The sequence below is a fragment of the Streptomyces sp. NPDC002004 genome (genome assembly GCF_053593975.1).
This window is the reverse complement of record NZ_JBSFDP010000065.1, coordinates 1-21,318: the sequence shown is the minus strand read 5'-3', so window position 1 is coordinate 21,318 and position 21,318 is coordinate 1. Positions and strand designations below refer to the sequence as shown.

22 protein-coding genes are annotated in these 21,318 nt (G+C 72.3%); 10 read left to right on the top strand and 12 right to left on the bottom strand.

The window, feature by feature from the left end; translation table 11 throughout:
- Positions 1–100: 100 nt before the first annotated feature.
- Complete coding sequence (locus ACWCP6_RS36580) at positions 101–697, bottom strand: suppressor of fused domain protein (protein ID WP_450936982.1); 597 nt, start codon at positions 695–697, stop codon at positions 101–103.
- A 501-nt stretch (positions 698–1,198) separates the two neighbouring features.
- On the opposite strand from ACWCP6_RS36580, the gene ACWCP6_RS36575 reads away from it, so the two are divergent.
- Positions 1,199–2,314: a magnesium and cobalt transport protein CorA gene (locus ACWCP6_RS36575; protein ID WP_450936981.1), complete on the top strand. Its 1,116-nt coding sequence runs from the start codon at positions 1,199–1,201 to the stop codon at positions 2,312–2,314.
- A gap of 34 nt (positions 2,315–2,348) precedes the next feature.
- Positions 2,349–2,861, top strand: coding sequence for a hypothetical protein (locus ACWCP6_RS36570; RefSeq protein ID WP_450936980.1), 513 nt, complete (start codon positions 2,349–2,351; stop codon positions 2,859–2,861).
- 92 nt (positions 2,862–2,953) lie between these two features.
- On the opposite strand, the gene ACWCP6_RS36565 is transcribed toward ACWCP6_RS36570, so the two are convergent.
- On the bottom strand, positions 2,954–3,721 hold the full coding sequence (locus ACWCP6_RS36565; protein ID WP_450936979.1) for a hypothetical protein: 768 nt from the start codon (positions 3,719–3,721) through the stop codon (positions 2,954–2,956).
- A gap of 263 nt (positions 3,722–3,984) precedes the next feature.
- On the opposite strand from ACWCP6_RS36565, the gene ACWCP6_RS36560 reads away from it, so the two are divergent.
- The 3 genes from ACWCP6_RS36560 to ACWCP6_RS36550 are packed head-to-tail and all read left to right on the top strand — an operon-like array spanning position 3,985 to position 7,002.
- The gene (locus tag ACWCP6_RS36560) at positions 3,985–5,277 is read left to right on the top strand and encodes a magnesium transporter MgtE N-terminal domain-containing protein (protein WP_450936978.1); all 1,293 of its coding nucleotides are present in this window, start codon (positions 3,985–3,987) and stop codon (positions 5,275–5,277) included.
- Positions 5,267–5,824, top strand: coding sequence for a DUF1003 domain-containing protein (locus ACWCP6_RS36555; protein ID WP_450936977.1), 558 nt, complete (start codon positions 5,267–5,269; stop codon positions 5,822–5,824). Before ACWCP6_RS36560 ends, ACWCP6_RS36555 begins: the two co-directional genes overlap by 11 nt.
- Positions 5,825–5,868: 44 nt before the next feature.
- Positions 5,869–7,002 carry an Mrp/NBP35 family ATP-binding protein gene (locus ACWCP6_RS36550; RefSeq protein ID WP_450936976.1) on the top strand — a complete coding sequence of 378 codons (1,134 nt, stop codon included), beginning with the start codon at positions 5,869–5,871 and terminating at the stop codon, positions 7,000–7,002.
- Positions 7,003–7,113: 111 nt separating this feature from the next.
- Here ACWCP6_RS36550 and ACWCP6_RS36545 read toward each other — a convergent pair whose 3' ends face one another.
- From ACWCP6_RS36545 to sigE, 5 genes are all read right to left on the bottom strand, one after another.
- The gene (locus tag ACWCP6_RS36545; protein ID WP_450936975.1) at positions 7,114–7,785 is read right to left on the bottom strand and encodes a hypothetical protein; all 672 of its coding nucleotides are present in this window, start codon (positions 7,783–7,785) and stop codon (positions 7,114–7,116) included.
- Between the two features lie 142 nt (positions 7,786–7,927).
- On the bottom strand, positions 7,928–8,398 hold the full coding sequence (locus tag ACWCP6_RS36540) for a sec-independent translocase (RefSeq protein WP_450936974.1): 471 nt from the start codon (positions 8,396–8,398) through the stop codon (positions 7,928–7,930).
- Positions 8,399–8,622: 224 nt separating this feature from the next.
- Positions 8,623–10,533, bottom strand: coding sequence for a trypsin-like peptidase domain-containing protein (locus ACWCP6_RS36535; protein WP_450936973.1), 1,911 nt, complete (start codon positions 10,531–10,533; stop codon positions 8,623–8,625).
- Between the two features lie 255 nt (positions 10,534–10,788).
- The gene (locus ACWCP6_RS36530) at positions 10,789–11,721 is read right to left on the bottom strand and encodes an anti-sigma factor family protein (protein WP_450936972.1); all 933 of its coding nucleotides are present in this window, start codon (positions 11,719–11,721) and stop codon (positions 10,789–10,791) included.
- Entirely contained in the window at positions 11,718–12,443 is a 726-nt protein-coding gene (sigE, locus tag ACWCP6_RS36525) for an RNA polymerase sigma factor SigE (RefSeq protein WP_450936984.1), read from the bottom strand. The genes ACWCP6_RS36530 and sigE overlap by 4 nt, the downstream gene beginning before the upstream one ends.
- Before the next feature lie 214 nt (positions 12,444–12,657).
- Here sigE and ACWCP6_RS36520 point away from each other — a divergent pair, with 214 nt between their 5' ends.
- The gene (locus tag ACWCP6_RS36520) at positions 12,658–13,356 is read left to right on the top strand and encodes an O-methyltransferase (RefSeq protein ID WP_450936983.1); all 699 of its coding nucleotides are present in this window, start codon (positions 12,658–12,660) and stop codon (positions 13,354–13,356) included.
- A gap of 104 nt (positions 13,357–13,460) precedes the next feature.
- Here the strand turns inward: ACWCP6_RS36520 and ACWCP6_RS36515 are convergent, their stop codons facing one another.
- Positions 13,461–13,628: a DUF3117 domain-containing protein gene (locus ACWCP6_RS36515; RefSeq protein WP_003966491.1), complete on the bottom strand. Its 168-nt coding sequence runs from the start codon at positions 13,626–13,628 to the stop codon at positions 13,461–13,463.
- Positions 13,629–13,942: 314 nt separating this feature from the next.
- On the opposite strand from ACWCP6_RS36515, the gene chcB reads away from it, so the two are divergent.
- Complete coding sequence (gene chcB, locus ACWCP6_RS36510; RefSeq protein ID WP_450936971.1) at positions 13,943–14,746, top strand: 2-cyclohexenylcarbonyl CoA isomerase; 804 nt, start codon at positions 13,943–13,945, stop codon at positions 14,744–14,746.
- Between the two features lie 538 nt (positions 14,747–15,284).
- Here chcB and ACWCP6_RS36505 read toward each other — a convergent pair.
- Positions 15,285–15,869, bottom strand: coding sequence for a DNA-3-methyladenine glycosylase I (locus ACWCP6_RS36505; RefSeq protein WP_450936970.1), 585 nt, complete (start codon positions 15,867–15,869; stop codon positions 15,285–15,287).
- Positions 15,866–16,234, bottom strand: coding sequence for a DivIVA domain-containing protein (locus ACWCP6_RS36500; protein ID WP_450936969.1), 369 nt, complete (start codon positions 16,232–16,234; stop codon positions 15,866–15,868). The genes ACWCP6_RS36505 and ACWCP6_RS36500 overlap by 4 nt, the downstream gene beginning before the upstream one ends.
- A 178-nt stretch (positions 16,235–16,412) precedes the next feature.
- On the opposite strand from ACWCP6_RS36500, the gene folP reads away from it, so the two are divergent.
- Complete coding sequence (gene folP, locus ACWCP6_RS36495; RefSeq protein WP_450936968.1) at positions 16,413–17,273, top strand: dihydropteroate synthase; 861 nt, start codon at positions 16,413–16,415, stop codon at positions 17,271–17,273.
- Between the two features lie 124 nt (positions 17,274–17,397).
- Here the strand turns inward: folP and ACWCP6_RS36490 are convergent, their stop codons facing one another.
- A complete protein-coding gene (locus ACWCP6_RS36490) occupies positions 17,398–18,147 on the bottom strand; it encodes an LOG family protein (protein ID WP_450936967.1) in 750 nt (249 codons plus the stop codon).
- A 94-nt stretch (positions 18,148–18,241) separates the two neighbouring features.
- A complete protein-coding gene (dapE, locus tag ACWCP6_RS36485) occupies positions 18,242–19,321 on the bottom strand; it encodes a succinyl-diaminopimelate desuccinylase (protein WP_450936966.1) in 1,080 nt (359 codons plus the stop codon).
- 231 nt (positions 19,322–19,552) lie between these two features.
- Here dapE and ACWCP6_RS36480 point away from each other — a divergent pair, with 231 nt between their 5' ends.
- Both ACWCP6_RS36480 and ACWCP6_RS36475 read left to right on the top strand, forming a co-directional pair.
- Positions 19,553–20,533: a heavy metal transporter gene (locus tag ACWCP6_RS36480; protein ID WP_450936965.1), complete on the top strand. Its 981-nt coding sequence runs from the start codon at positions 19,553–19,555 to the stop codon at positions 20,531–20,533.
- A 304-nt stretch (positions 20,534–20,837) separates the two neighbouring features.
- On the top strand, positions 20,838–21,318 hold a 481-nt coding region (locus tag ACWCP6_RS36475; RefSeq protein WP_450936964.1), incomplete at its 3' end, for a hypothetical protein.

Genomic DNA, 21,318 nt, shown 5'->3' with positions numbered 1-21,318 from the left:
CGACTGGCTGGACTGGTACAACTACCACCGACCCCACACCGGAATCAGCGGCCACACCCCAGCCAGCCGCGTCACCAACCTGTCCGGACAGCACATCTAGTCAGTCCAGGGACACGGACCTGCGCAGGGGATCGCGCAGGTCCGTCCCGCTGTTCAGCCACCGCTCCTGGAGCGCCTGCGCGCCGTGCACCCGCTTCCAGGCGGCCTCGTTCGTCGTCATCGGCAGCAGGGGCAGGAAACGCACGGGGTCCAGGGGCGCGTCCAGCTCCAGGTCCTCCACCAGACCGCCGGACTCGGCGACCAGGACGGACGTGAACGGCGCGCCCGGCCACAGCGGTTCCCCCAGGTCGAGCGAGGCCCCGGGAGCCACGACCAGCCCCTCGACCTGCGGCGAGGCGGCGAACACCGCGAGTGCGCGGAGCACCTTGTCGGTGTCCGCGAGCCCCGCTCGCACGGTGAGGACCAGCTCGGCGCGCGGACCCTTGAGCGGGTCCGCGACCATCGCGGTGGGATCCGTCATCGGCTGGGCGGACATGCCGAGCGTCGCGTACCGCACGAGACCGCCCGCGCGGTCCCCTTCGGTGAAGCGGAGCACCTCGATGCGGTCGGTGCCGAGGAAGGTCACCGCGGCCCGCGCGTCGGGTTCACCCAGGGCCGTACGCAACCGGGCCTCGGCCAGAGCAAGAACATCAGCCATGCGGTGAGCATAGAACTCGTCAGTAACGGGCAAAGCCGGGACTTGACACTTCAAGCGACTGATACTGTTGGGCGCTGGTCGAGGCAGCACACAGAAGCGTGCTTTCGAGCCTCGCCGCCAGGGCGCCCGACGCACGCCGTCGAGCCCCGCCAGGACTTCCCCCACGGGGGACCGGCAGGAGGAGGTGGGACTGCAATGGACCGAAGTCGACCGTGCAGTACCACCCGCTCTTCCGGTCGCTGAATCCGTAGCTCCGGCTACTCCCTCCGCGTACGCGCCCTGTCTTCCGGGCCCTTTGCCCGCCTGCCCGGCGCCGACGGAAGAGCTCCGACCCGACTGACCTCAGTCAGCACCCACTGATCTTTGTCAGTAGCGAAGCTGCCACCGCGACGTTGCGGTGCTCCCCGCTTTGTGGACGAGCCAAACCTGCGAACTGCGGACGTCCTCATTCCGGGTAGTTCCACCCGTCGTCGGCGGCTCCCGTTGCAAAGGAGCCTGTCCATGTCGATGATCCGTGACCTGCGCGCCGCCGTCCGTCCCTCCCGCAAGGACAACGGCGCCTACCCCGTGTACGACACGACGCGCGACCGCTCGGCCCCGTCCGCCGTCGTCGACTGCGCCGTCTACCGCGACGGCCGCCGTGTGACCTCCGGCGACGCCCTGACGCCCCGTGAGGCGATGCTGAAGGTACGCCGTGACGGCGGCTTCGCCTGGATCGGGCTGCACGAGCCCACGGAGGCCGAATTCGCCGGTATCGCCGCCGAGTTCGGACTTCACCCGCTGGCGGTCGAGGACGCCGTGCACGCCCACCAGCGACCGAAGCTGGAGCGGTACGACGACACCCTGTTCACCGTCTTCAAGACGATCCACTACGTCGAGCACACCGAGCTCACCGCCACCAGCGAGGTCGTCGAGACCGGCGAGGTCATGTGCTTCACCGGCGCGGACTTCTTCATCACCGTGCGGCACGGCGGGCACGGATCGCTGCGGGCCCTGCGGCACCGGCTGCAGGACGAGCCCGAACTGCTCGCCAAGGGCCCTTCGGCGGTGCTGCACGCCATCGCCGACCACGTGGTCGACGGGTACCTCGCGGTCGCCGACGCGATGCAGGACGACATCGACGACGTCGAGACCGAGGTGTTCACGCCCGGCCGCAAGGGCGGGGTCTCGCGCGGCGTCGACGCCGGGCGGATCTACCAACTCAAGCGCGAGGTGCTGGAGTTCAAGCGTGCGGTGGCCCCGCTGACCCGGCCCATGCAGCTGCTGAGCGAGCGCCCGATGCGGCTGATCGACCCGGACATCCAGAAGTACTTCCGGGACGTCGCCGACCACCTGGCGCGCGTGCAGGAACAGGTCGTCGGCTTCGACGAGCTGCTCAACTCGATCCTCCAGGCCAACCTCGCGCAGGCGTCCGTCGCGCAGAACGAGGACATGCGGAAGATCACCTCCTGGGCGGCGATCATCGCGGTGCCCACCATGGTGTGCGGGGTCTACGGCATGAACTTCAAGTACATGCCGGAGCTCCACTGGCGGTACGGCTACCCGGTGATCATGGGGGTCACGGTGGGCATCTGCTTCGCCATCCACCGCACGCTGAAGCGCAACGGGTGGCTCTGAAGGGCCTCCCCCGGGTGCTCGCTACGCTGACCCCATGAACGACTCCCTGCTCGACCAGGCCCTCGTCGAGGAAGCCACCAAGAAGTCCGGGCTGATCTGGGTGCAGGGCACCGGACCGGCCCGGGCCCTGTGGCACGCGTGGCTCGACGGCGCCGCGCACCTCGTCGGTGACGGTCCGGGTGAGCAGCCGCTGCCGGGCCTCGCCGACGGCGAAGAGGCCACCGTCACGGTCCGCAGCAAGGACAAGGGCGGACGCATCGTCGGCTGGCAGGCGCGGGTGCGGGAGCTGTCCCCCGGTACGCCGGAGTGGGAGGCGGCCGTCGCCGAGCTCAAGGGCAAGCGGCTCAACGCGGCCGACGGCGAGGCCATGCCGGAGCGCTGGGCCCGGGAGTGCCGGGTGCTGCGACTTGAGCCGACGGGGGCGACGATCGGGCTGCCCTCCGGTTCGCTGGCCGCCGCTCCCGCGCCGAGCGGCGCGACGACGCGCAAGCCCGTTCCGGCCGCGCTCCCCAAGCTGCTCTTCAAGCGGAAGCGGAAGGGCAAGTAGCCCGGACGGCCGCGGTGCCGGCGACCGCCCCCGCGCGGTCGCCGGTCGCCGGTCGCCGAACCGTCGGCTCTGCATGAGGCGTCAGCGACCCCTCAGGACGTCGGCAGCTGCTTGCCGTAGTCCACCGTCGCGTTCTTCGGCGGCTCCTTGAGGGCGAAGTCCTTGCCCCAGTCCGAGAGCTGGACGGTGCCTGCGTGCCCCGCGCGCTCCAGACGGACGGGGTAGGGGGTGCCCTCCAGGGACACGTCGAGGGTGCCGCCTGCGCCCTTGTCGCCGGTGAGCCGGACGGTGCGGACGCCGCCCGAGTCGCCCCGGTCGCCCTTGGCCAGCGTGCCGTGCAGGGTGAGCAGACCGCCCAGCAGCATGCTCTTGTCGGTGAAGCCGCTCAGCTGCCGGTACGACGGATCACCCTGCGGGACCCGTACGTACATGCCGTCGAGCTTGTCCCCGGCGGTGCCCGACCCGGCGTGCGCCCCGCCGCCCTTGCCGTCCTGGCGGGTCCAGAAGCCGGCGTCGGCCTTCAGGAAGAGCTGGTCCCCGACCCGCAGCAGCCCGAACGTGGCGCCCTTGGAGGTGACCTCCCCGGTGCCCCCGTTCTCCTTGAGCCGCATGTCGAGCCGGTAGGTGTGGCCCTTGACGACGACGGTTCCGGAGAGCCGGACCGTCGGCGCCGCCTTGGCGGCGGCCAGGGTCCTGGACTCGATCTGCCCGGCGGACAGCTTGCCGACGCCGTTCGTGCCCGCGTCGGGGTCGCCCTCGCCGCTGCATCCCACCAGTCCCGTGGCCGCCAGGGCCAGGCCCGCGCACAGCGCACCGGCCGACCGGACTCCGCGTGTGCGGCCCAGGGGGAATGAGGTCACGGGTGGCACTGCCTCTCATACGGGGTCGTGCGGGTCTGCCGTGCGGCAGTACGGCAGCGTACCCGTGCGGCGACCGGCGATCGGAGCCGGTCCGTCCGGATCTCCCGCCAGAGCGCGGCCCGGGGGGACGGGCTAGCCTGAAGCCCGTAGAGAGCGACAAACACGTCATATCGGCATGAGGTAAGCCGTGCGCGACATCGCCGTGCCCTGTGGGCGGCGGCACGAACAGCGGCAGGGGACGGCAGGAGTAAGGAGGCGCGGGCATGCCGGCGAGCGCCACCCGGATCTTCGTCTCGCACCTCTCCGGCGCCCGGGTCTTCGACCCGAACGGCGACCAGGTGGGGCATGTGCGGGACCTCGTCGCCATGCTGCGCGCGGGCCGGCGGCCGCCCCGGCTGCTGGGCCTGGTCGTGGAACTCTCCGACCGGCGCCGCGTCTTCCTCCCCATGACCCGGGTGACCGGTATCGACTCGGGCCAGGTCATCTCGACGGGCGTGCTGAATGTGCGGCGCTTCGAACAGCGCCCCACCGAACGGCTGGTGCTCGGCGAGCTGCTCGACCGGCGGGTGAAGCTGGTCGAGACGGACGAGGAGGTCACCGTCCTCGACGTCTCCATCCAGCAACTGCCCGCCCGCCGCGACTGGGAGATCGACCGAGTCTTCGTCCGCAAGGGCAGGAAGAAGGGCGGCGCCTTCCGGCGGCACAAGGGGGAGACGCTGACCGTCGAATGGTCGGCCGTGACCGGCTTTGCGCTGGAGGAGGTGGGCCAGGGCGCCGAGAACCTGCTGGCCACCTTCGAACAGCTGCGCCCCGCCGACCTCGCCAATGTGCTGCACCACCTGTCGGCGAAGCGACGGGCGGAGGTGGCCGCGGCGCTCGACGACGACCGGCTGGCCGACGTCCTGGAGGAACTGCCCGAGGACGACCAGATCGAGATCCTCGGCAAGCTCCAGGAGGAACGCGCGGCGGACGTCCTGGAGGCCATGGACCCGGACGACGCGGCGGACCTGCTCGCCGAGCTGCCGGAGGAGGACAAGGAGCGGCTGCTGGCCCTGATGCGGCCGGACGACGCGGCCGACGTACGCCGGCTGATGGCCTACGAGGAGCGCACCGCGGGCGGTCTGATGACGACCGAGCCGGTCGTGCTGCGCCCCGACGCGACGGTCGCCGACGCGCTGGCGCGGGTACGCAACCCGGACCTGTCACCCGCGCTCGCCGCACAGGTGTACGTGTGCCGGCCGCCGGACGAGACGCCGACCGGCAAGTACCTGGGTACCGTCCACTTCCAGCGGCTGCTGCGCGACCCGCCGTTCACGCTGTGCAGCTCGATCCTCGACGACGATCTCCAGTCCCTCGCCCCGGACGCCCCGCTCCCCGTGGTCGCCGGGTTCTTCGCCACGTACGACATGGTGGCGGCGCCTGTCGTCGACGACGGCGGCTCGCTGCTCGGCGCGGTCACCGTGGACGACGTGCTGGACCACATGCTGCCCGAGGACTGGCGCGAGTCGGAGTTCCATCTGCCCGAGCACGACGGGGAGGTGCCACGTGGCCGCTGAACGCGAGCGCGACACCCGGACCGAGCCGCGTGTCCCGCGCATCCGTCTGGACCTGCCGCGCGTCCCGCGCCGCAGGCTGCTGCCCGAGTACGACCCGGAGGCCTTCGGACAGCTCTCGGAGAAGATCGCCCGCTTCCTGGGGACCGGGCGCTTCATCGTCTGGATGTCGGTCACGATCATCCTGTGGGTGCTGTGGAACATCTTCGCCCCGGCCCCGCTGCGCTTCGACCAGTACCCGTTCATCTTCCTGACGCTGATGCTGTCGCTCCAGGCGTCCTACGCGGCCCCGCTGATCCTTCTCGCGCAGAACCGGCAGGACGACCGCGACCGGGTCAACCTGGAGCAGGACCGCAAGCAGAACGAACGGTCCATCGCGGACACCGAGTACCTCAGCCGCGAGATGGCGGCGCTGCGCCTCGGCCTCGGCGAGGTCGCCACCCGCGACTGGCTCCGCTCCGAACTGGACGACCTGGTGAAGGAGCTGGACGAGCGGCGCCTGCTATTCCCGGACGCGGCATCCCCGGGACGTGACGTAGGCGACCGCTGACGGGGCTTTCCGGGCCCCCTGGTGAGCGCCGTACCATCGTCGGTATGGCTACGGAAGACGCGGTGCGCGAAGCACTGGCGACGGTGAACGACCCCGAGATCCAGCGACCCATCACCGAGCTGGGGATGGTCAAATCGGTGGAGATCGGCGCGGACGGCGCCGTCGCGGTCACGGTGTATCTCACGATCTCCGGCTGCCCGATGCGCGAGACCATCACCCAGCGCGTGACCGATGCGGTCTCGAAGGTCGAGGGCGTCACGCGCGTCGACGTCACCCTGGACGTGATGAGCGACGAGCAGCGGCGTGAGCTGGCGACCGCGCTGCGCGGCGGCCAGGCCGAGCGCGAGGTCCCGTTCGCCAAGCCTGGCTCGCTGACCCGCGTGTACGCGGTGGCCTCCGGCAAGGGCGGCGTCGGCAAGTCGTCCGTGACGGTGAACCTGGCGGCGGCGATGGCCGCGGACGGTCTGAAGGTCGGTGTCGTCGACGCCGACATCTACGGCCACTCCGTCCCGCGCATGCTGGGCGTGGACGGCCGGCCGACCCAGGTCGAGAACATGATCATGCCGCCGTCCGCGAACGGCGTGAAGGTGATCTCCATCGGCATGTTCACGCCGGGCAACGCGCCCGTCGTCTGGCGTGGCCCGATGCTGCACCGCGCCCTTCAGCAGTTCCTCGCCGACGTCTTCTGGGGCGACCTCGACGTCCTGCTCCTCGACCTCCCGCCGGGCACCGGCGACATCGCGATCTCGGTCGCCCAGCTCGTCCCCAACGCCGAGATCCTGGTCGTGACGACGCCGCAGCAGGCGGCCGCCGAGGTCGCCGAGCGCGCCGGCGCCATCGCCGTCCAGACCCACCAGAAGATCGTGGGCGTCGTCGAGAACATGGCGGGCCTGCCCTGCCCGCACTGCGGCGAGATGGTCGACGTCTTCGGCACCGGCGGCGGCCAGCTCGTGGCCGACGGGCTGACCCGCACAACGGGCGCGACCGTCCCGGTCCTCGGCTCCATCCCGATCGACGTCCGCCTCCGCGAGGGCGGCGACGACGGCAAGCCGGTGGTCCTGACCGACCCCGACTCCCCCGCCGGCTCGGCCCTGCGCACCATCGCGGGCAAGCTGGGCGGCCGCCAGCGCGGCCTGTCGGGCATGTCGCTGGGGATCACCCCGCGGAACAAGTTCTGAGGACCCGTACGCCGGCTGCCGGCGCCGTCACCGTACGGCGCCGGCAGCCGGCGTTCGCCTTCGGGGCCCTCCCCGGCCGGGCCCGGGCCTCCGCCCGGACCGCTCCCCGGCTCAGTCCCGGGCGTACTCGGCGATGTCCTTGACGACGGAGAAGCCCAGCCCGTACGCACTCATCCCGCGCCCGTAGGCGCCGATGTGGACCCCCTCCCGGGTGGAGCCCGCGAGCACCCAGCCGAACTCGGACTCCCGGTAGTGGAACGGCGTCGGAACCCCGTCCACGGGCAGGGACAGCGTGGCCCAGTCGGCGCCGTCCAGGTCGTCGGCCAGGACCCACGCCGCCTCGGTCTGCTGGTCGAGCCAGTCGTCCCGCAGGGAGTGGTCGAGCTGCGGCGGCCAGGTGAACGCCAGCAGCCCGGAGCCGGCCAGCCAGGCCGCCGAGGACACCGACGTGGCCTCGAGGACGCCGGTGCCGTCGGCGCTGCGCCGCACCGGATTCGCGGCCACGGTCACCACGGCGGCGAACCGCTCCTTGTCGGCACCGCCGTCACGGCCCTCCGTCTTCACCGACGGCTCGTCCCCGTGGCCGATCGAGCCGTGCTCCACGGAACCGTCGGCGGACACGCCGACCTGCATCAGCCAGCGCGGGCCCGTGAACGCCTCGTCGAGGCCGTACCAGGGAAAGGATGCCCGGAGGTAGCCGTCGACCGACCGGCGCGCGGGAGTGACGGGTTGTCCGCCCTCCGCGGCCGACGCCTGCGCGCCCACCCGACTCGTCGTCTCCATCTGGACGCCTCCTCGTCATCGGCGGACCGGAGCAACCCGCCCCCCTCGGGCGACGTCATGCGGTCCGCACACCAACAAGGCAGGATAGCGACCTCGGATCCGGGAACCGGGAAACCTGTGGTCGGGCGCTGGCGCGGTTACCTCAGGTGGCGTCAGCGTCGAAGGGCGGATGGTCGCCCGCACCGAGCTGACCAGGCTTCTTGGCCATGTCGACCCGGGCGTCCTTGGTCATGTCGACGCGGCCGCCGGAGCCCTCGGTCGGCCCCGCGGAGGATCCCGTGGCGTCGGAGTCGCGGCCGTGCACCGCGTCGGCGACCTCGGCCATCTCCTTCTTCAGGTCGAAGCCGTTACGGATCTCCTGGAGCCCGTACTCGTCCTTGTCGAGCTGCTTGCGCAGGAACGCCTTGGGGTTGAGGTCCTCGAACTCGAAGTCCTTGAACTCCGGGCCCAGTTCCTGGCGGATGTCCTGCTTCGCGCTCTCGGAGAACTCACGGATCTTGCGGATGGTCCGTGTGACGTCCTGGATGAGCTTCGGCAGCTTGTCCGGGCCGAAGACGAGCACGGCAAGGACCACGAGCGTCACCAGCTCGAGCGGTCCTACGTCATTGAACATCCTGGCTCCTTGCGATGCTCCCCAGCCCGCCGCAGTCCACCGTGGTCCGGGCCCGTCCACGGTACCCGGCGCTCCCACCCGTTCGGTACCGTCCCGGACGTTTCGACTTCCTGTACATGACGGGTTCGCTGTGACGTGGGCCGCAGTACGCCGCCGCAGGCCCCACGGCCGCCCCGGACCGAGGGGCCCGTGCGGCGGACTGCGGCGCCCGGGGCGGCCCCTGGTCAGGTGCCGGAGGCGGACCCGAGGGTGAGCGTGATCTTCCTCTCGTGGCCGCCCCGCTCGAGCGTCAGCTGAAGGCGGTCACCGGGGCGATGGGCGCGGATCTTGATGATCAGCTCCTCGCCCGAGTGCACCTGCTGGCCGTCCACGCCGGTGATGACGTCGCCCGCGCGGATGCCGGCCTTGTCGCCGGGGCCGCCGCGCGTCACGGAGGGGCCGCCGTCCTTGCCCTTGGTTCCGACGCGGGCGCCGTCGCCGCTGTAGGCCATGTCGAGCGTGACACCGATCACAGGGTGCGTGGCCCGGCCGGTGTTGATGAGCTCCTCGGCGACCCGCTTTCCCTGGTTGATGGGGATGGCGAAACCGAGGCCGATGGAACCCGCCTGGCCGCCTTCCGGGTCGGACCCGCTGTCGGCGGAGCGTATGGCGCTGTTGATGCCGATCACGCGGGCCTTCGCGTCGACCAGCGGACCGCCTGAATTGCCCGGATTTATGGGTGCGTCGGTCTGGAGGGCGTCGACGTAGCTCACATCGCTGCCGTCGCCCTTCTCGCCACCCGCCGTGATCGGGCGCTCCTTCGCGCTGATGATGCCCGAGGTCACCGTGTTGGCCAGGTCGAACGGTGCGCCGATGGCCACCACGGGGTCGCCCACCTGCACGTTGTCGGAGTTGCCGAGCGCCAGCGGCTTGAGGCCGTTGACGCCGGAGACCTTGACGACGGCGAGGTCGTAGCCGGCGTCGCGCCCCACGACGCGCGCCTTCGCGGTCTCGCCGCCGCTGAAGGTGACGCTGATGTCGCCGCCGGAGCCGGCGGGCTGCACGACGTGGTTGTTGGTCAGGATGTGGCCACGGCGGTCGAGCACGAACCCGGTCCCGGTGCCCTGCTCGGCGGCGCCGCGCACATGCAGCGTCACCACGCTGGGCAGCGCGCTGGCGGCGATCCCGGCCACGCTGTCGGGGGCCCGGTGCTTCGGCTCCACCCCGGCCTGCGACAGGTTCACGTCCCCGAAGCCGTCGTTGCGCTCCACGTACGACCCGATGGCGCCGCCGATGCCGCCGGCGACCAGCGCGAGCGCGACGGCGCCGGCGACGAGCCGGCCGCGCCGCTTCGGCACCGCCGGCACCGCACCCGTCTGCTGGAACGGCGCGGCCCAGGGGTCGTACTGCTGCCAGTGCCCGGCGCCGGGGGCCAAGGGCTGCGCACCGGGAGCCGGTGCCTGCGGTGGGACGTGTGCGGGGGCGTGCGGGGGTGCGGCGTGCTCGGGCATGCCCGGGACGGGCGGGCCCGAGGCGGGTCCGCCCTGGGCGGGCACACCGTGGACGGGCGTCGCGGCGTGGCCGGGGGTCCCGTGCGCGGGGGCGGCGGGCACCGCGGCGCCGCCGTGCTGGGCCTGCGCAGGGATGCGGGTGCCCTGGGCGGGGGTGCCGCCCTGGGGTGCCGACGGCAGGGGCACGCCCTGCGGCGGGGTGCCGGCGTGCTGCGGTGCGCCGGGGAGCCGGGTGCCCTGGGCGGGCGTCCCCGGGTGCTGTACGGGCGGTGCGGGCGCCCAGGGGCCAGGTTCGCCGTAGGGCGGCGTCCCGTAGGGGTCCGGGTCGTGCAGCGGGCGGGGGCGCTCCTGGGCCGCGGACGGCTCGACGGGAGCGCCCGCCGTCGCGCCGGGGGCATCGCCCGGCGTGGTCACCGCGGGGTCCTCGAGCTGCGCGGTGCCCGGCTGCCCGCCCCCCTCGACGGTCGCGTGGCCCTCGGCCGGTCCCGTGCCGTCGGCCCGCGCCGGACCGCCGCCGGACGTCCTCGCCGGTTCCTGGGCGGCGAACGCCGTGGTGTCCTCCGGCGTCACGTCCGTCGGCTCCGCCGCGGCCGTCGGCCTCGGGCGGCTCCACCACGAGCGCTTAGCGGACTTGCCCTCGTCCATGTTCTCCCCACACCTGGCCTGCGGCACGGCCCACCGTGTGGCCCGGCCGCGCGGCGATCACCGCACATCGAACGTCGACTCCGCGCACCGGTCCCGGCCGGGCACGCGGCCGAGGGAATTCAACCAGGTTCGCGGGCCGTCGCGCAGAGTCCGGGCACACCGGAAACGGCCGGCCCGGGCGCGAGCGGGGTCCGCTCCCCGTCCGGGGCCGCCCCGGGGACGTGCACCGGGACGGCTGGGCCTTGACGCCGGGTGTCAGCGCAGCCGTGTGCCGCGGCTCCCGATGCCGGGCGTCGGGGCCGGGGACGCGTCGGGGGCGTACCGGGTCGGAACGGGGCCCGGCACGGAGCGTATGAGGGGAGACATCGCGGCGGCCCCCGCCACCATCGGAACCGTCAGCGGATAGACCCGCTCCTCGGCGGCCGACAGTGCGGACACTCCGGGGAGCAGGGGCGCATCGGCCTGTGCGGTGCCGACCGGCGCGGACAGGACGCCGCTGGGACGCCGCCCCGACGGGGCGGCCGGCCCGGTGTTCCGGCGTCGCGCGGGATCCGAGGTCGTGGTGCCCGCGCTCTGCGGACGCAGCGGGATCACGTTGTTGCCGGAGCCGCCGCCCCTGGAGTCGCCGGAGACGACCGGGCCGCTCGCGGAGACCCCGCCCAGCGCTATCGCCGCCACCGACACCGCTCCCGCCGCGACGAAGGCGAAGCGGCGGCCGCGCGAGGCCGAGCGCTCGGCCTCGGCCCGGCCGACGTCATGGATACGGAAGCCGATGCCCCGCTCCCGGCTTCGCTCGAACGGGGGGACCCCCATCGCGGCCGACGGTCCGTCGTGCGGGCCCGGGACATACCGGAACGTCGCCTCCGGGTTCATCCCGAAGACGCCCGTACCGCCGAGTCTTTCCCCGCGGAACGGGTCGTCCCCTTCATCTCCACCGCCCCCGGGCAGCCCCTGGAGACGGGCGAGGAAGCTCTCGGACGGGGGCGGCGGCGCCGTCTCAGCGAAGACGCTCTTCAGACGCCGCTGGGCGTCCGCCTCGGCCTTGCACTTCGGGCACGTGGCCAGATGGGCGAGCACACGCTCGCGCGAATCATGACCGAGCTCGCCGTCCACCAGGGCGGCGAGGCGGTCTCCCAGATGCTGCTCGGCGAGCTGTCGCTCGGCGGGGTTCACTCGTGATCCACTCACGCGGTCGCGCCCCCTCCTCCCAGAGCGGGAATCCCCGCCACGGCCTGCAGGGCGCGGGACGTGCCCGCGTGCGAACGGCGCTCGGCACGGGCCTCCGGCGAGCGGTGCTGCAGCGCCTTGCGCAGCTGCGAGCGGCCGCGGTGGATCCGGCTGCGGACGGTGCCCAGCTTCACGCCGAGCGTCGCGGCGATCTCCTCGTACGACAGTCCTTCGATGTCGCACAGGACGACCGCGGCGCGGAACTCCGGCGCGAGGGTGTCGAGCGCCTGCTGGACGTCGGCGTCGAAATGCGCGTCGTTGAACACCTGCTGCGGGGACGGCTCGCGGCTGGGCAGCCGCTCGGCGGCGTCGTCACCCAGCGCGTCGAAGCGGATGCGCTGCTTGCGGCGGACCATGTCCAGGAAGAGGTTCGTGGTGATCCGGTGCAGCCAGCCCTCGAACGTACCCGGCGAATACGTGGACAGGGAGCGGAAGACCCGGACGAAGACCTCCTGCGTGAGGTCCTCCGCGTCGTGCTGGTTGCCGGTCAGCCGGTAGGCGAGGCGATACACCCGGCCACTGTGGGTGCTGACGATTTCTTCCCAGCTCGGCGGGGTCCAGGACTGCGAGTCCGCGTCGGCGGCGAAGGTCGCGGTCTGTGCGGCGCCAGCAGCGTCGGACTTGGCAGCGGTCTCGGTCACGGATTTCGGCTCACCCGACGACCTGAGAAAGCGCCTCAGCACTCCTCCCCGATCCACAGGCGCAGCCGCACCTCCCCTGTCGGCTCTGGTGGTGTCCAGTGGAGCCCCTACCATAGCCACCTCGCCCGTTAGCTCCGGATAAGCGGTTTTACGTGAATTTGATGCAGGCTTCGGTGCTTGCGTAGCCACTTGCTCGGTGCCCTGGTCCATCGACAGCCCCCCGCGTCCGTTCCCACCCTTCTAAACGCCCGGTCCCATCTGCGGGTTCCCGCCCCCAACGGATACAGTCACGGCCAGGCACCTACGGGGACAGGAGAGGGTCATTACCGGCAACCGGCAGACGAGCTGGGCGTTCGCCGACGCCTTTGTCGCCGAGGACGATGCGCTGCTCTGGGCCCGCGACCGGGCCCGGGAAGCAGGGCTGCGCTCGGTGTCGCCCGGCACGGGCGCCGCGTTGCGGATGCTCGCCGCCGCCGTGGACGCCAAGGCGGTCGCCGAGATCGGCACGGGGACCGGGGTGTCCGGAATCCACCTGCTGCACGGCATGCGGCCGGACGGTGTACTGACGACCGTGGACCCGGAGCCCGAGCGCCAGCAGTTCGCCCGGCATGCCTTCCGGGCTGCCGGCTTCGCCAGCAACCGGGCGCGCTTCATCCCCGGCCGGGCCCTCGACGTGCTGCCGCGGCTGGCGGACAGCGGATACGACCTCGTGTTCTGCGACGGGGACCGGATGGAGTGCCTGGACTACCTCGGAGAATCGTTGCGCCTGCTGCGACCGGGCGGGCTGGTGTGCTTCGAGGGCGTCTTCGCCGACGGCCGCACGATGGACTCCGGGCCGCAGCCGGTGGAGGTGCTGCGGCTGCGCGAGCTGGTGCGAGCCGTGCGGGAGAGCCAGGACCTGGTGCCGTCGGTGCTGCCGGTGGGCGACGGTCTGCTCTGCGCCGTCAAGCGCTGACCGGGGGTCCGGCGCGCTCAGGGGCCCCGTCGCCCCCCTGATACAGCGGTGCCCCGGCAGCGCGTACGATGCCGGGGCAGCTGAAAGGTATGGTCGCTTCCGCGTCAGCCGACGACCTTCTTGAGCGCATCGCCGAGGGCGTCGGCCTCGTCCGGGGTCAGCTCGACGACAAGTCGACCGCCGCCTTCGAGCGGAACGCGCATGACGATGCCCCGCCCCTCCTTGGTCACCTCGAGCGGGCCGTCACCCGTCCGCGGCTTCATGGCCGCCATGCTCGTTCCCCTTCCTGAAACCAGCTCAACGTCGCCGAAGGACCTGCCAAGGGCACGCGTCCGGCATCGAACACATTGCTTCCCAGCCATTATCCCGCATCGCAGGACCCGATGACCAACATGAGGCGGCAACGCTTGCGCAACTCGCTCCCGCAAAACCACTCAATTCGGCGATGTGGCTGCGATACTGCTCGGCTCGCCACCTTTCGCCGCCCGGGAATTCTTTGACGCAGGTCACATGTCCCGTGAAGGTGATCTCCGCCATGCTGTCCTCGGAAGACGACCGAGCCGCATCCAGCCCGAGGGGAACCCACATGGCCGACACCGTGCTCTACGAAGTGAGCGACGGACTCGCGACGATCACGCTGAACCGCCCCGAGGCGATGAACGCGATGAACACCGAGGCCAAGGTCGCCCTGCGGGAGGCCGCACGGGCGGCCGCCGCGGACGACTCGGTGCGGGCGGTGCTGCTGACCGCGGCGGGCGACCGGGCGTTCTGCGTGGGCCAGGACCTCAAGGAGCACATCGGGGCGCTGGTGGCCGCCCGTGCGGCGGGCACCGGGCAGGTCATGAACACGGTGAGTGAGCACTACAACCCGATCGTCCGCGCCCTGACCGGCATGGCGAAGCCGGTCGTGGCCGGCGTGAACGGTGTCGCCGCCGGTGCGGGCTTCGGGTTCGCGCTCGCCGCGGACTATCGCGTGGTCGCGGACACGGCGTCCTTCAACACGTCGTTCGCCGGGGTCGCGCTGACCGCCGACTCCGGCGTCTCGTGGACGCTGCCGCGGGTCGTCGGTCCCGGGCGGGCCGCCGATCTGCTGCTGTTCCCGCACAGCATCAAGGCGCAGGAGGCGTACGAGCTGGGGATCGCCAATCGCGTCGTGCCGGCGGCGGAGCTGGCCGCCGAGGCGGAGCGGGTCGCCCGGGCGCTGGCCGAGGGGCCGACCCTCGCCTATGCCGCGCTGAAGGAGTCCCTCTCCTACGCCTCCTCCCACTCGCTCGACGAGACCCTGGAGAAGGAGGACGAGCTCCAGGCCCGTGCGGGAGCCTCCGAGGACCACACGATCGCGGTCCAGGCCTTCATCGACAAGGCCAAGCCGAAGTATCTGGGCCGCTAGGCGCACCCCCGTCCGGGGGGCGACGCCACTTCCGGTCCCCCGGCACCGGGGGTGGCGTCCCCTCTCCTGCCCCGGCGCCGGGGGCGCCCCGCCTACCCGGCACCACATGCACCTCTCCCGCAGGGTTGCCCGGCACCGGGGGCTGTGCCCACCCGTTCCGCCCCAGCGGAACGACTGCCCACAGCAGGAGCGGGAGCGGGAGCCGCAGTCGCGCCCCCTGCCGCACAGCCGGCGCAGCCCCCGCGGCGGGAAAGCCGCCGAACCGGCCGCAGGGGGCGTGGCGGGACCTCCGCCCGCAGCGGCCGGCGCGCAAGTACCGAGCGACCCGGCGGGCGACGGAAGCGCGCCGGTCCGAGGACGGAGGTCCCGGCGCGCACCCAACCCACCACCCACCGGCAGCGCACCCCAAGCAGCGCACGCACGTACGACGACCCCGGCACACCCCCCACCGGCGGCGCACCCCAGGCAGCGCACGCGCGCACCGCGCCCCCGGCACACCACGGACAGATGGTGCCGCCGGCCCAGCGCAAGCGCTGGGCTAGGAGGTGCCGCGGGCCACGCAGGTGGACAGGTGGTCGTCGACCAGGCCGCACGCCTGCATCAGGGCGTAGGCCGTGGTGGGGCCGATGAAGCGGAGGCCGCGCTTCTTGAGGGCCTTGGAGAGGGCCGTCGACTCGTCGGCGACCGCCGGGACGTCCGCGAGCGTGCGCGGGGCCGGCCGGGACGCCGGGTCGGGGGCGTAGGACCAGATCAGGGCGTCGAGCTCACCCGGTGACCACTCGGCGAGCTCGCGCGCGTTGGCGATGGCCGCGTCCACCTTGGCTCGGTTGCGGATGATCCCCGGATCGGCGAGCAGCCGCTCCCTGTCGGCATCGGTGAACGCCGCCACCTTCGCGATCTCGAAACCGGCGAAGGCCGCACGGAACGTCTCGCGGCGGCGCAGGATCGTGATCCAGGACAGGCCGGACTGGAACGCCTCCAGGGCCAGGCGTTCGAACAGGGCGTCGTCGCCGTGGACCGGTCTGCCCCACTCCTCGTCGTGGTACGCCACATAGTCCTCGGTCGACAGGGCCCAAGGACAGCGCAGACCTCCGTCGGGGCCCGGCACCGCCTCGCCGGTCATAGACCGTTCTCCGTCCCGCCGGGCAGGTCCCGGGGCGGACCCTGGTCCCGGTGGGACTCCCGCGCGCGGGCACCCGCGAGCGCCGACTCCAGGTCGGAGATGCGCGCGTCGCGCTCGGCGAGCTCGGCGCCGAGGCGGCCGAGGGCGTCGTCCACGTCGTCCATCCGGTAGCCGCGGAAGACCATCGGAAAGCGCAGCGCGTCGACGTCGTCGCGCTCCACCGGCCTGTGCCGCGGCAGCGGCTCCTCGTACCGCTCGGGTGCCGCTTCCGGAAGTGCGCCGCTCTCGCCGCCGCCCACCACGGCGAGTGTCACCGCGGCGACCACCACGACGAGCGCGACGACCAGGAACAAGAACAAGACCATCTCTGAGGTCCCCACGCTCGGTTTGCCCGTGCCGCGCGCTGCTCGTGCCGAACACCGCTCGGCCCGGACATTGCTCGTACTGGACACTGAATGCTGAACACCGATCGTGCCATGTGCCTGTGACAGTTAGGGTCGCAGGCGACCCGATCGGCGAGATCGACAAGGAGAGTCACAGGGGATGCTCAGGCTGGGCAAGCGCGAGTTCGGCGCGCACGAGCCGGTGATCATGGCGATCGTGAACCGGACCCCGGACTCGTTCTACGACCAGGGCGCCACCTTCCGCGACGAGCCCGCGCTGGCCCGCGTGGAGCAGGCGGTGGCGGAGGGCGCCGCCATCATCGACATCGGCGGGGTCAAGGCCGGTCCCGGCGAGGAGGTGACGGCCGAGGAGGAGGCACGCCGCACGGTCGGCTTCGTCGCCGAGGTGCGCCGCCGCTTCCCCGACGTGGTGATCAGCGTGGACACCTGGCGGCACGAGGTCGGCGAGGCGGTCTGCGAGGCCGGCGCGGACCTGCTCAACGACGCCTGGGGCGGTGTCGACCCGAAGCTTGCCGAGGTCGCGGCGCGGTACGGCGTGGGTCTGGTGTGCACGCACGCGGGCGGCGCGGAGCCGCGGACGCGACCGCACCGGGTCGCGTACGACGACGTGATGGCCGACATCCTGCGCGTGACGCTCGGCCTGGCCGAGCGGGCCGTGGCCCTCGGCGTGCCGCGCGAGTCGGTGCTGATCGACCCGGGGCACGACTTCGGCAAGAACACCCGGCACAGTCTGGAGGCCACGCGCCGGCTCGGCGAGATGGTGGAGAAGGGCTGGCCGGTGCTGGTGTCCCTGTCCAACAAGGACTTCGTCGGCGAGACCCTGGACCGGCCGGTCAAGGAGCGCGTCCTGGGCACGCTCGCGACGACCGCCGTCTCGGCCTGGCTCGGCGCCCAGGTCTACCGGGTGCACGAGGTCGCCGAGACCCGTCAGGTCCTCGACATGGTGGCCTCCATCGCCGGCCACCGCCCTCCGGCGGCGACCCGCCGCGGCCTGGCCTGACCGACCGCCCCGCCCCGCCCAGGTGCTCCGTAAGGCACCGAGGTCCGGCGGCCGTGCGACGTGGTGTCGCCGATTCCGCCGGACCCCCTGACGGCCGGGCCGGCCGCCGCCGGCCGGGTGGGCGCTAGCCCGCGACCTCCTTGCTGACCAGGGCGACCGCTTCCTCCACGTCGTCGGTGACGTGGAAGAGGAGCAGGTCGTGCGGAGAGGCCTTGCCGCCGGCGACGACGGTGTTGCGGAGCCAGTCGACGAGGCCGCCCCAGTACGCCGAGCCGAAGAGGACGATCGGGAAGCGGGTCACCTTCCGGGTCTGGACGAGTGTGAGGGCCTCGAAGAGCTCGTCCAGCGTGCCGAGGCCGCCCGGCAGGACCACGAACCCCTGTGCGTACTTCACGAACATCGTCTTGCGGACGAAGAAGTAGCGGAAGTTCACGCCGATGTCGACGTGCGCGTTGAGCCCCTGCTCGAAGGGCAGCTCGATGCCGAGTCCGACGGAGACGCCGTGCGCGTCCCGCGCGCCCTTGTTCGCCGCCTCCATGGTGCCGGGACCGCCGCCGGTGATCACCGCGAAGCCGGCCTCGGCGAGCGCTCTGCCGAGCTGTACGCCGATCTCGTACTCGGGCGTGCCGGGGCGGGTGCGCGAGGAGCCGAAGACGCTGATTGCGCTGTTGAGTTCGGCGAGGGCTCCGAAGCCCTCGACGAACTCGGACTGGATGCGCAGCACCCGCCAGGGGTCCGTGTGCACCCAGTCCGAGTCGCCCTTGACGTCGAGCAGCCGCTGGTCCGCGGTGCCGGGCTGGACCTGCTCACGGCGCCTCACCACCGGCCCGAGGTGCTGCTCCTCCGGCGGGCCCTGCATTTCCGGACTGGCCATGGACATCCCCTTCCACTGACGGTCGTGCCACTTCAGCGTAGGTCTACGGGCGTTAAGCGCGACGGAATTCGGGGTGTCCGGACGGCTCCGGGGCTCAGGCGGTCAGCCAGGCGCGCAGCCGTTCCTCGCCCGCCAGGACCTTCGCGGTCTCGACTCGTTCGTCCCGCTTGTGCGCCAAGTGGGGGTTTCCTGGGCCGTAGTTCACGGCGGGAACGCCGAGCGCGCTGAAGCGGGAGACGTCCGTCCAGCCGTACTTGGGCATCGGTGTGCCGCCGACGGCCTCGATGAACGCGGCGGCCGCCGGGTGCGAGAGGCCGGGCAGCGCGGCGCCGCTGTGGTCGTCGACGACGAACTCCTCGACCCCGCAGTCCGCGAACACCTCGTGGACGTGCGCGAGTGCCTCCTCCTCGCTGCGGTCGGGCGCGTAGCGGAAGTTGACGGTGACCGTGCAGGCGTCCGGGATGACGTTCCCGGCGACTCCGCCCTCGATCGCGACCGCGTTGAGGCCCTCGCGGTACTCCAGACCGTCGATCACCGGGTAACGCGGTTCGTACGCGGCGAGGCGGGCGAGGATCGGGGCGGCGGCGTGGATCGCGTTGGAGCCCATCCAGCTGCGCGCGGAGTGGGCACGTTCACCCTTCGTGCGCAGCAGGACGCGCAGGGTGCCCTGGCAGCCGCCCTCGACCTGGCCGTCGGAGGGCTCCAGCAGGACCGCGAAGTCGCCCTTCAGCCAGTCCGGGTGAGCCTCGGCCACATGCTTCAGCCCGTTCAAATGTGCGGCGACCTCTTCGTTGTCGTAGAACACGAAGGTCAGGTCGCGGTTGGGCTCGGGGACGGTCGCCGCGATGCGCAGCTGCACCGCGACGCCGGACTTCATGTCGCAGGTGCCGCAGCCCCACAGCACGCCGTCCTCGTCGAGCCGGGACGGGACGTTGTCCGCGATCGGGACGGTGTCGATGTGCCCGGCGAGGATGACGCGCTCGGCGCGCCCGAGGTCCGTGCGCGCCACGACGTTGTTGCCGTACCGGTCCACCGTCAGGTGCGGCAGGGCGCGCAGCGCGGCCTCGATCGCGTCGGCGAGGGGCTTCTCGCTGCCGCTCTCGGAGGGGAAGTCGACGAGCTGTGCGGTGAGCTTCGCCGCGTCCGACGTGAGGTCAAGCGGGGTTCCGTCCATGGCGACGACCCTAACGCCCCCCGCCCGGACGGCGGCGGCCCCCTTTTCGGGCCGGACCCGGACGAGGACGCGGACGCCACCGGCACCCCGGCGCGGACGAGAAGGGGGACGCCACCGGCACCGGACCGGACAAAGGGGCGGACACCCCGGAGACCCTCCCGGACCGGGGCGTACGCCGCCGGGCCCCCGGTCCCCGCGGGGCCCACAGCGGCCTCCAGTACCTTGTTAGGCGTGTCTGAGCCCCGTGCACTTCTCCGTCGCGGCCGCCTCCTGCGCATCGGGGCGGCCGCCGCGGTGCTGCTCGCGCTCGCGGGCTACGTGGTGGCGCAGTACGTGTCGGGGGGTCGCGCGGCGCCGCGGTGCAAGGTCGTCTCGGGCGCCGGCGACGGCGCCTCGTACGAGTTCACGGCCGAGCAGGCGGCGAACGCCGCGACGATCTCCGCGGTCGGCACCTCGCGCGGTATGCCGGAGCGTGCGGTGACCATCGCGCTGGCGACCGCGCTCCAGGAATCCGCGATGCGGAACATCAACCACGGCGACCGGGACTCGCTCGGCCTGTTCCAGCAGCGCCCGTCGCAGGGCTGGGGCACGGCGCAGGAGATCATGGACCCGGCGTACGCGGCGGGGCGGTTCTACGAGCACCTGGCGCAGGTGCCCGGCTATTCACGGCTGCCGCTGACGGTCGCGGCGCAGCGGGTGCAGCACAGCGGTTTCCCCCAGGCGTACGCGAAGCACGAGCCGGATGCCACGCTGCTGTCGGCCGCGCTCACCGGTCGCGTGGCGGGGACGCTGACCTGTGAGGGCCGTTCCTCCGCCAAGCCGGGCGACCCCGTGCAGGTGCGGGCCGCGCTGGTACGGGACTTCGGCAGGAACGTGCTCCCTGCGGACGGCACCACGGTCTCCCCGGGGACGGCGGGGCACGGCGCCGCGGTGCACCCCGGCGCCGGGAAGGACTCCGGAAAGGCCGCCGCGGGGTCGGGCGACACCGCGCGTACCGTGACGGTCCCGGTCCCGGCCGGCTCCGGCTCGGCCCAGGGCGGGGCGCGGCAGCGCGGCTGGGAGCTCGCGCACTGGGCGGTGGCCCACTCCACGGCGCTGCACATCGACCGGGTCTCCTACGCGGGGCGGCAGTGGAGCGTGGACTCCGGCGAGTGGTCCGGTGCGGACGGCGGCGCCGCCGCGGACGAGGTCCGCATCGTCACGGCGCCCTGACGCGGGGATTCACCCGACAGAGGGACGCGCACGGGCGCGGCGTCGACGCCGGGGCCTCTTTTTCGCAAGGACTCGAATGACGTCCACAACCCTTGGAAACACAGGGGCGGAAGGATTCGGCAGACATTTTCCAGCGATGCCGTTTGCCCGTTTTTATCCGTAGATGATTATGCGATGCATTGCCGACTCTTTACGTCGGGTCACCGCAACCTTCGCGGAGTTCGAGCGGTAGTCACCGCGATCGGCCGCCCGACAGCGTCCGGTCACACACGATCTCTACCGTCGAATCCGTCAAAGGAGCATCATGTCCCTCCCCCTGACCCGCCGGATCGCCCGTGTCGCGCTGCTGCTCGCAGCGGGAGCGGCGCCCGTGGTCGGTGCGGCCGGCTCCGCGAGCGCCGCCGAGCTCCCGGCCACGCCCGACCTGGGCGGACTGTCCGCCGTGGACGGCGCGCACGTGGGCAGCACCGTCGACGGCGCGGCCCGGAGCGTCACCAGCACCGCGGGTGACACCGGGGCGAAGACCGTCAAGAAGGCGGTGCCCGCGGCGGGCAAGGCCGCGGGCAAGGCCGCGAAGACGGTGACGCCGGTGGCGCAGAAGGCGGCCGGAAGCCTGGCCGGCGGCGCCGGGGACGTCGCCGGCGGTGCCGCGGGTTCGGCCACCAAGGGCGGATCGCCGGTGGACGGCCTGGTTGGGGCGGGCCTTGAAGATCGACACCAGCATGGCCACGGCGGTCAGCGACCTCTCACCGCCCGACAGCAGCGACAGCCGCTTGACCTTCTTG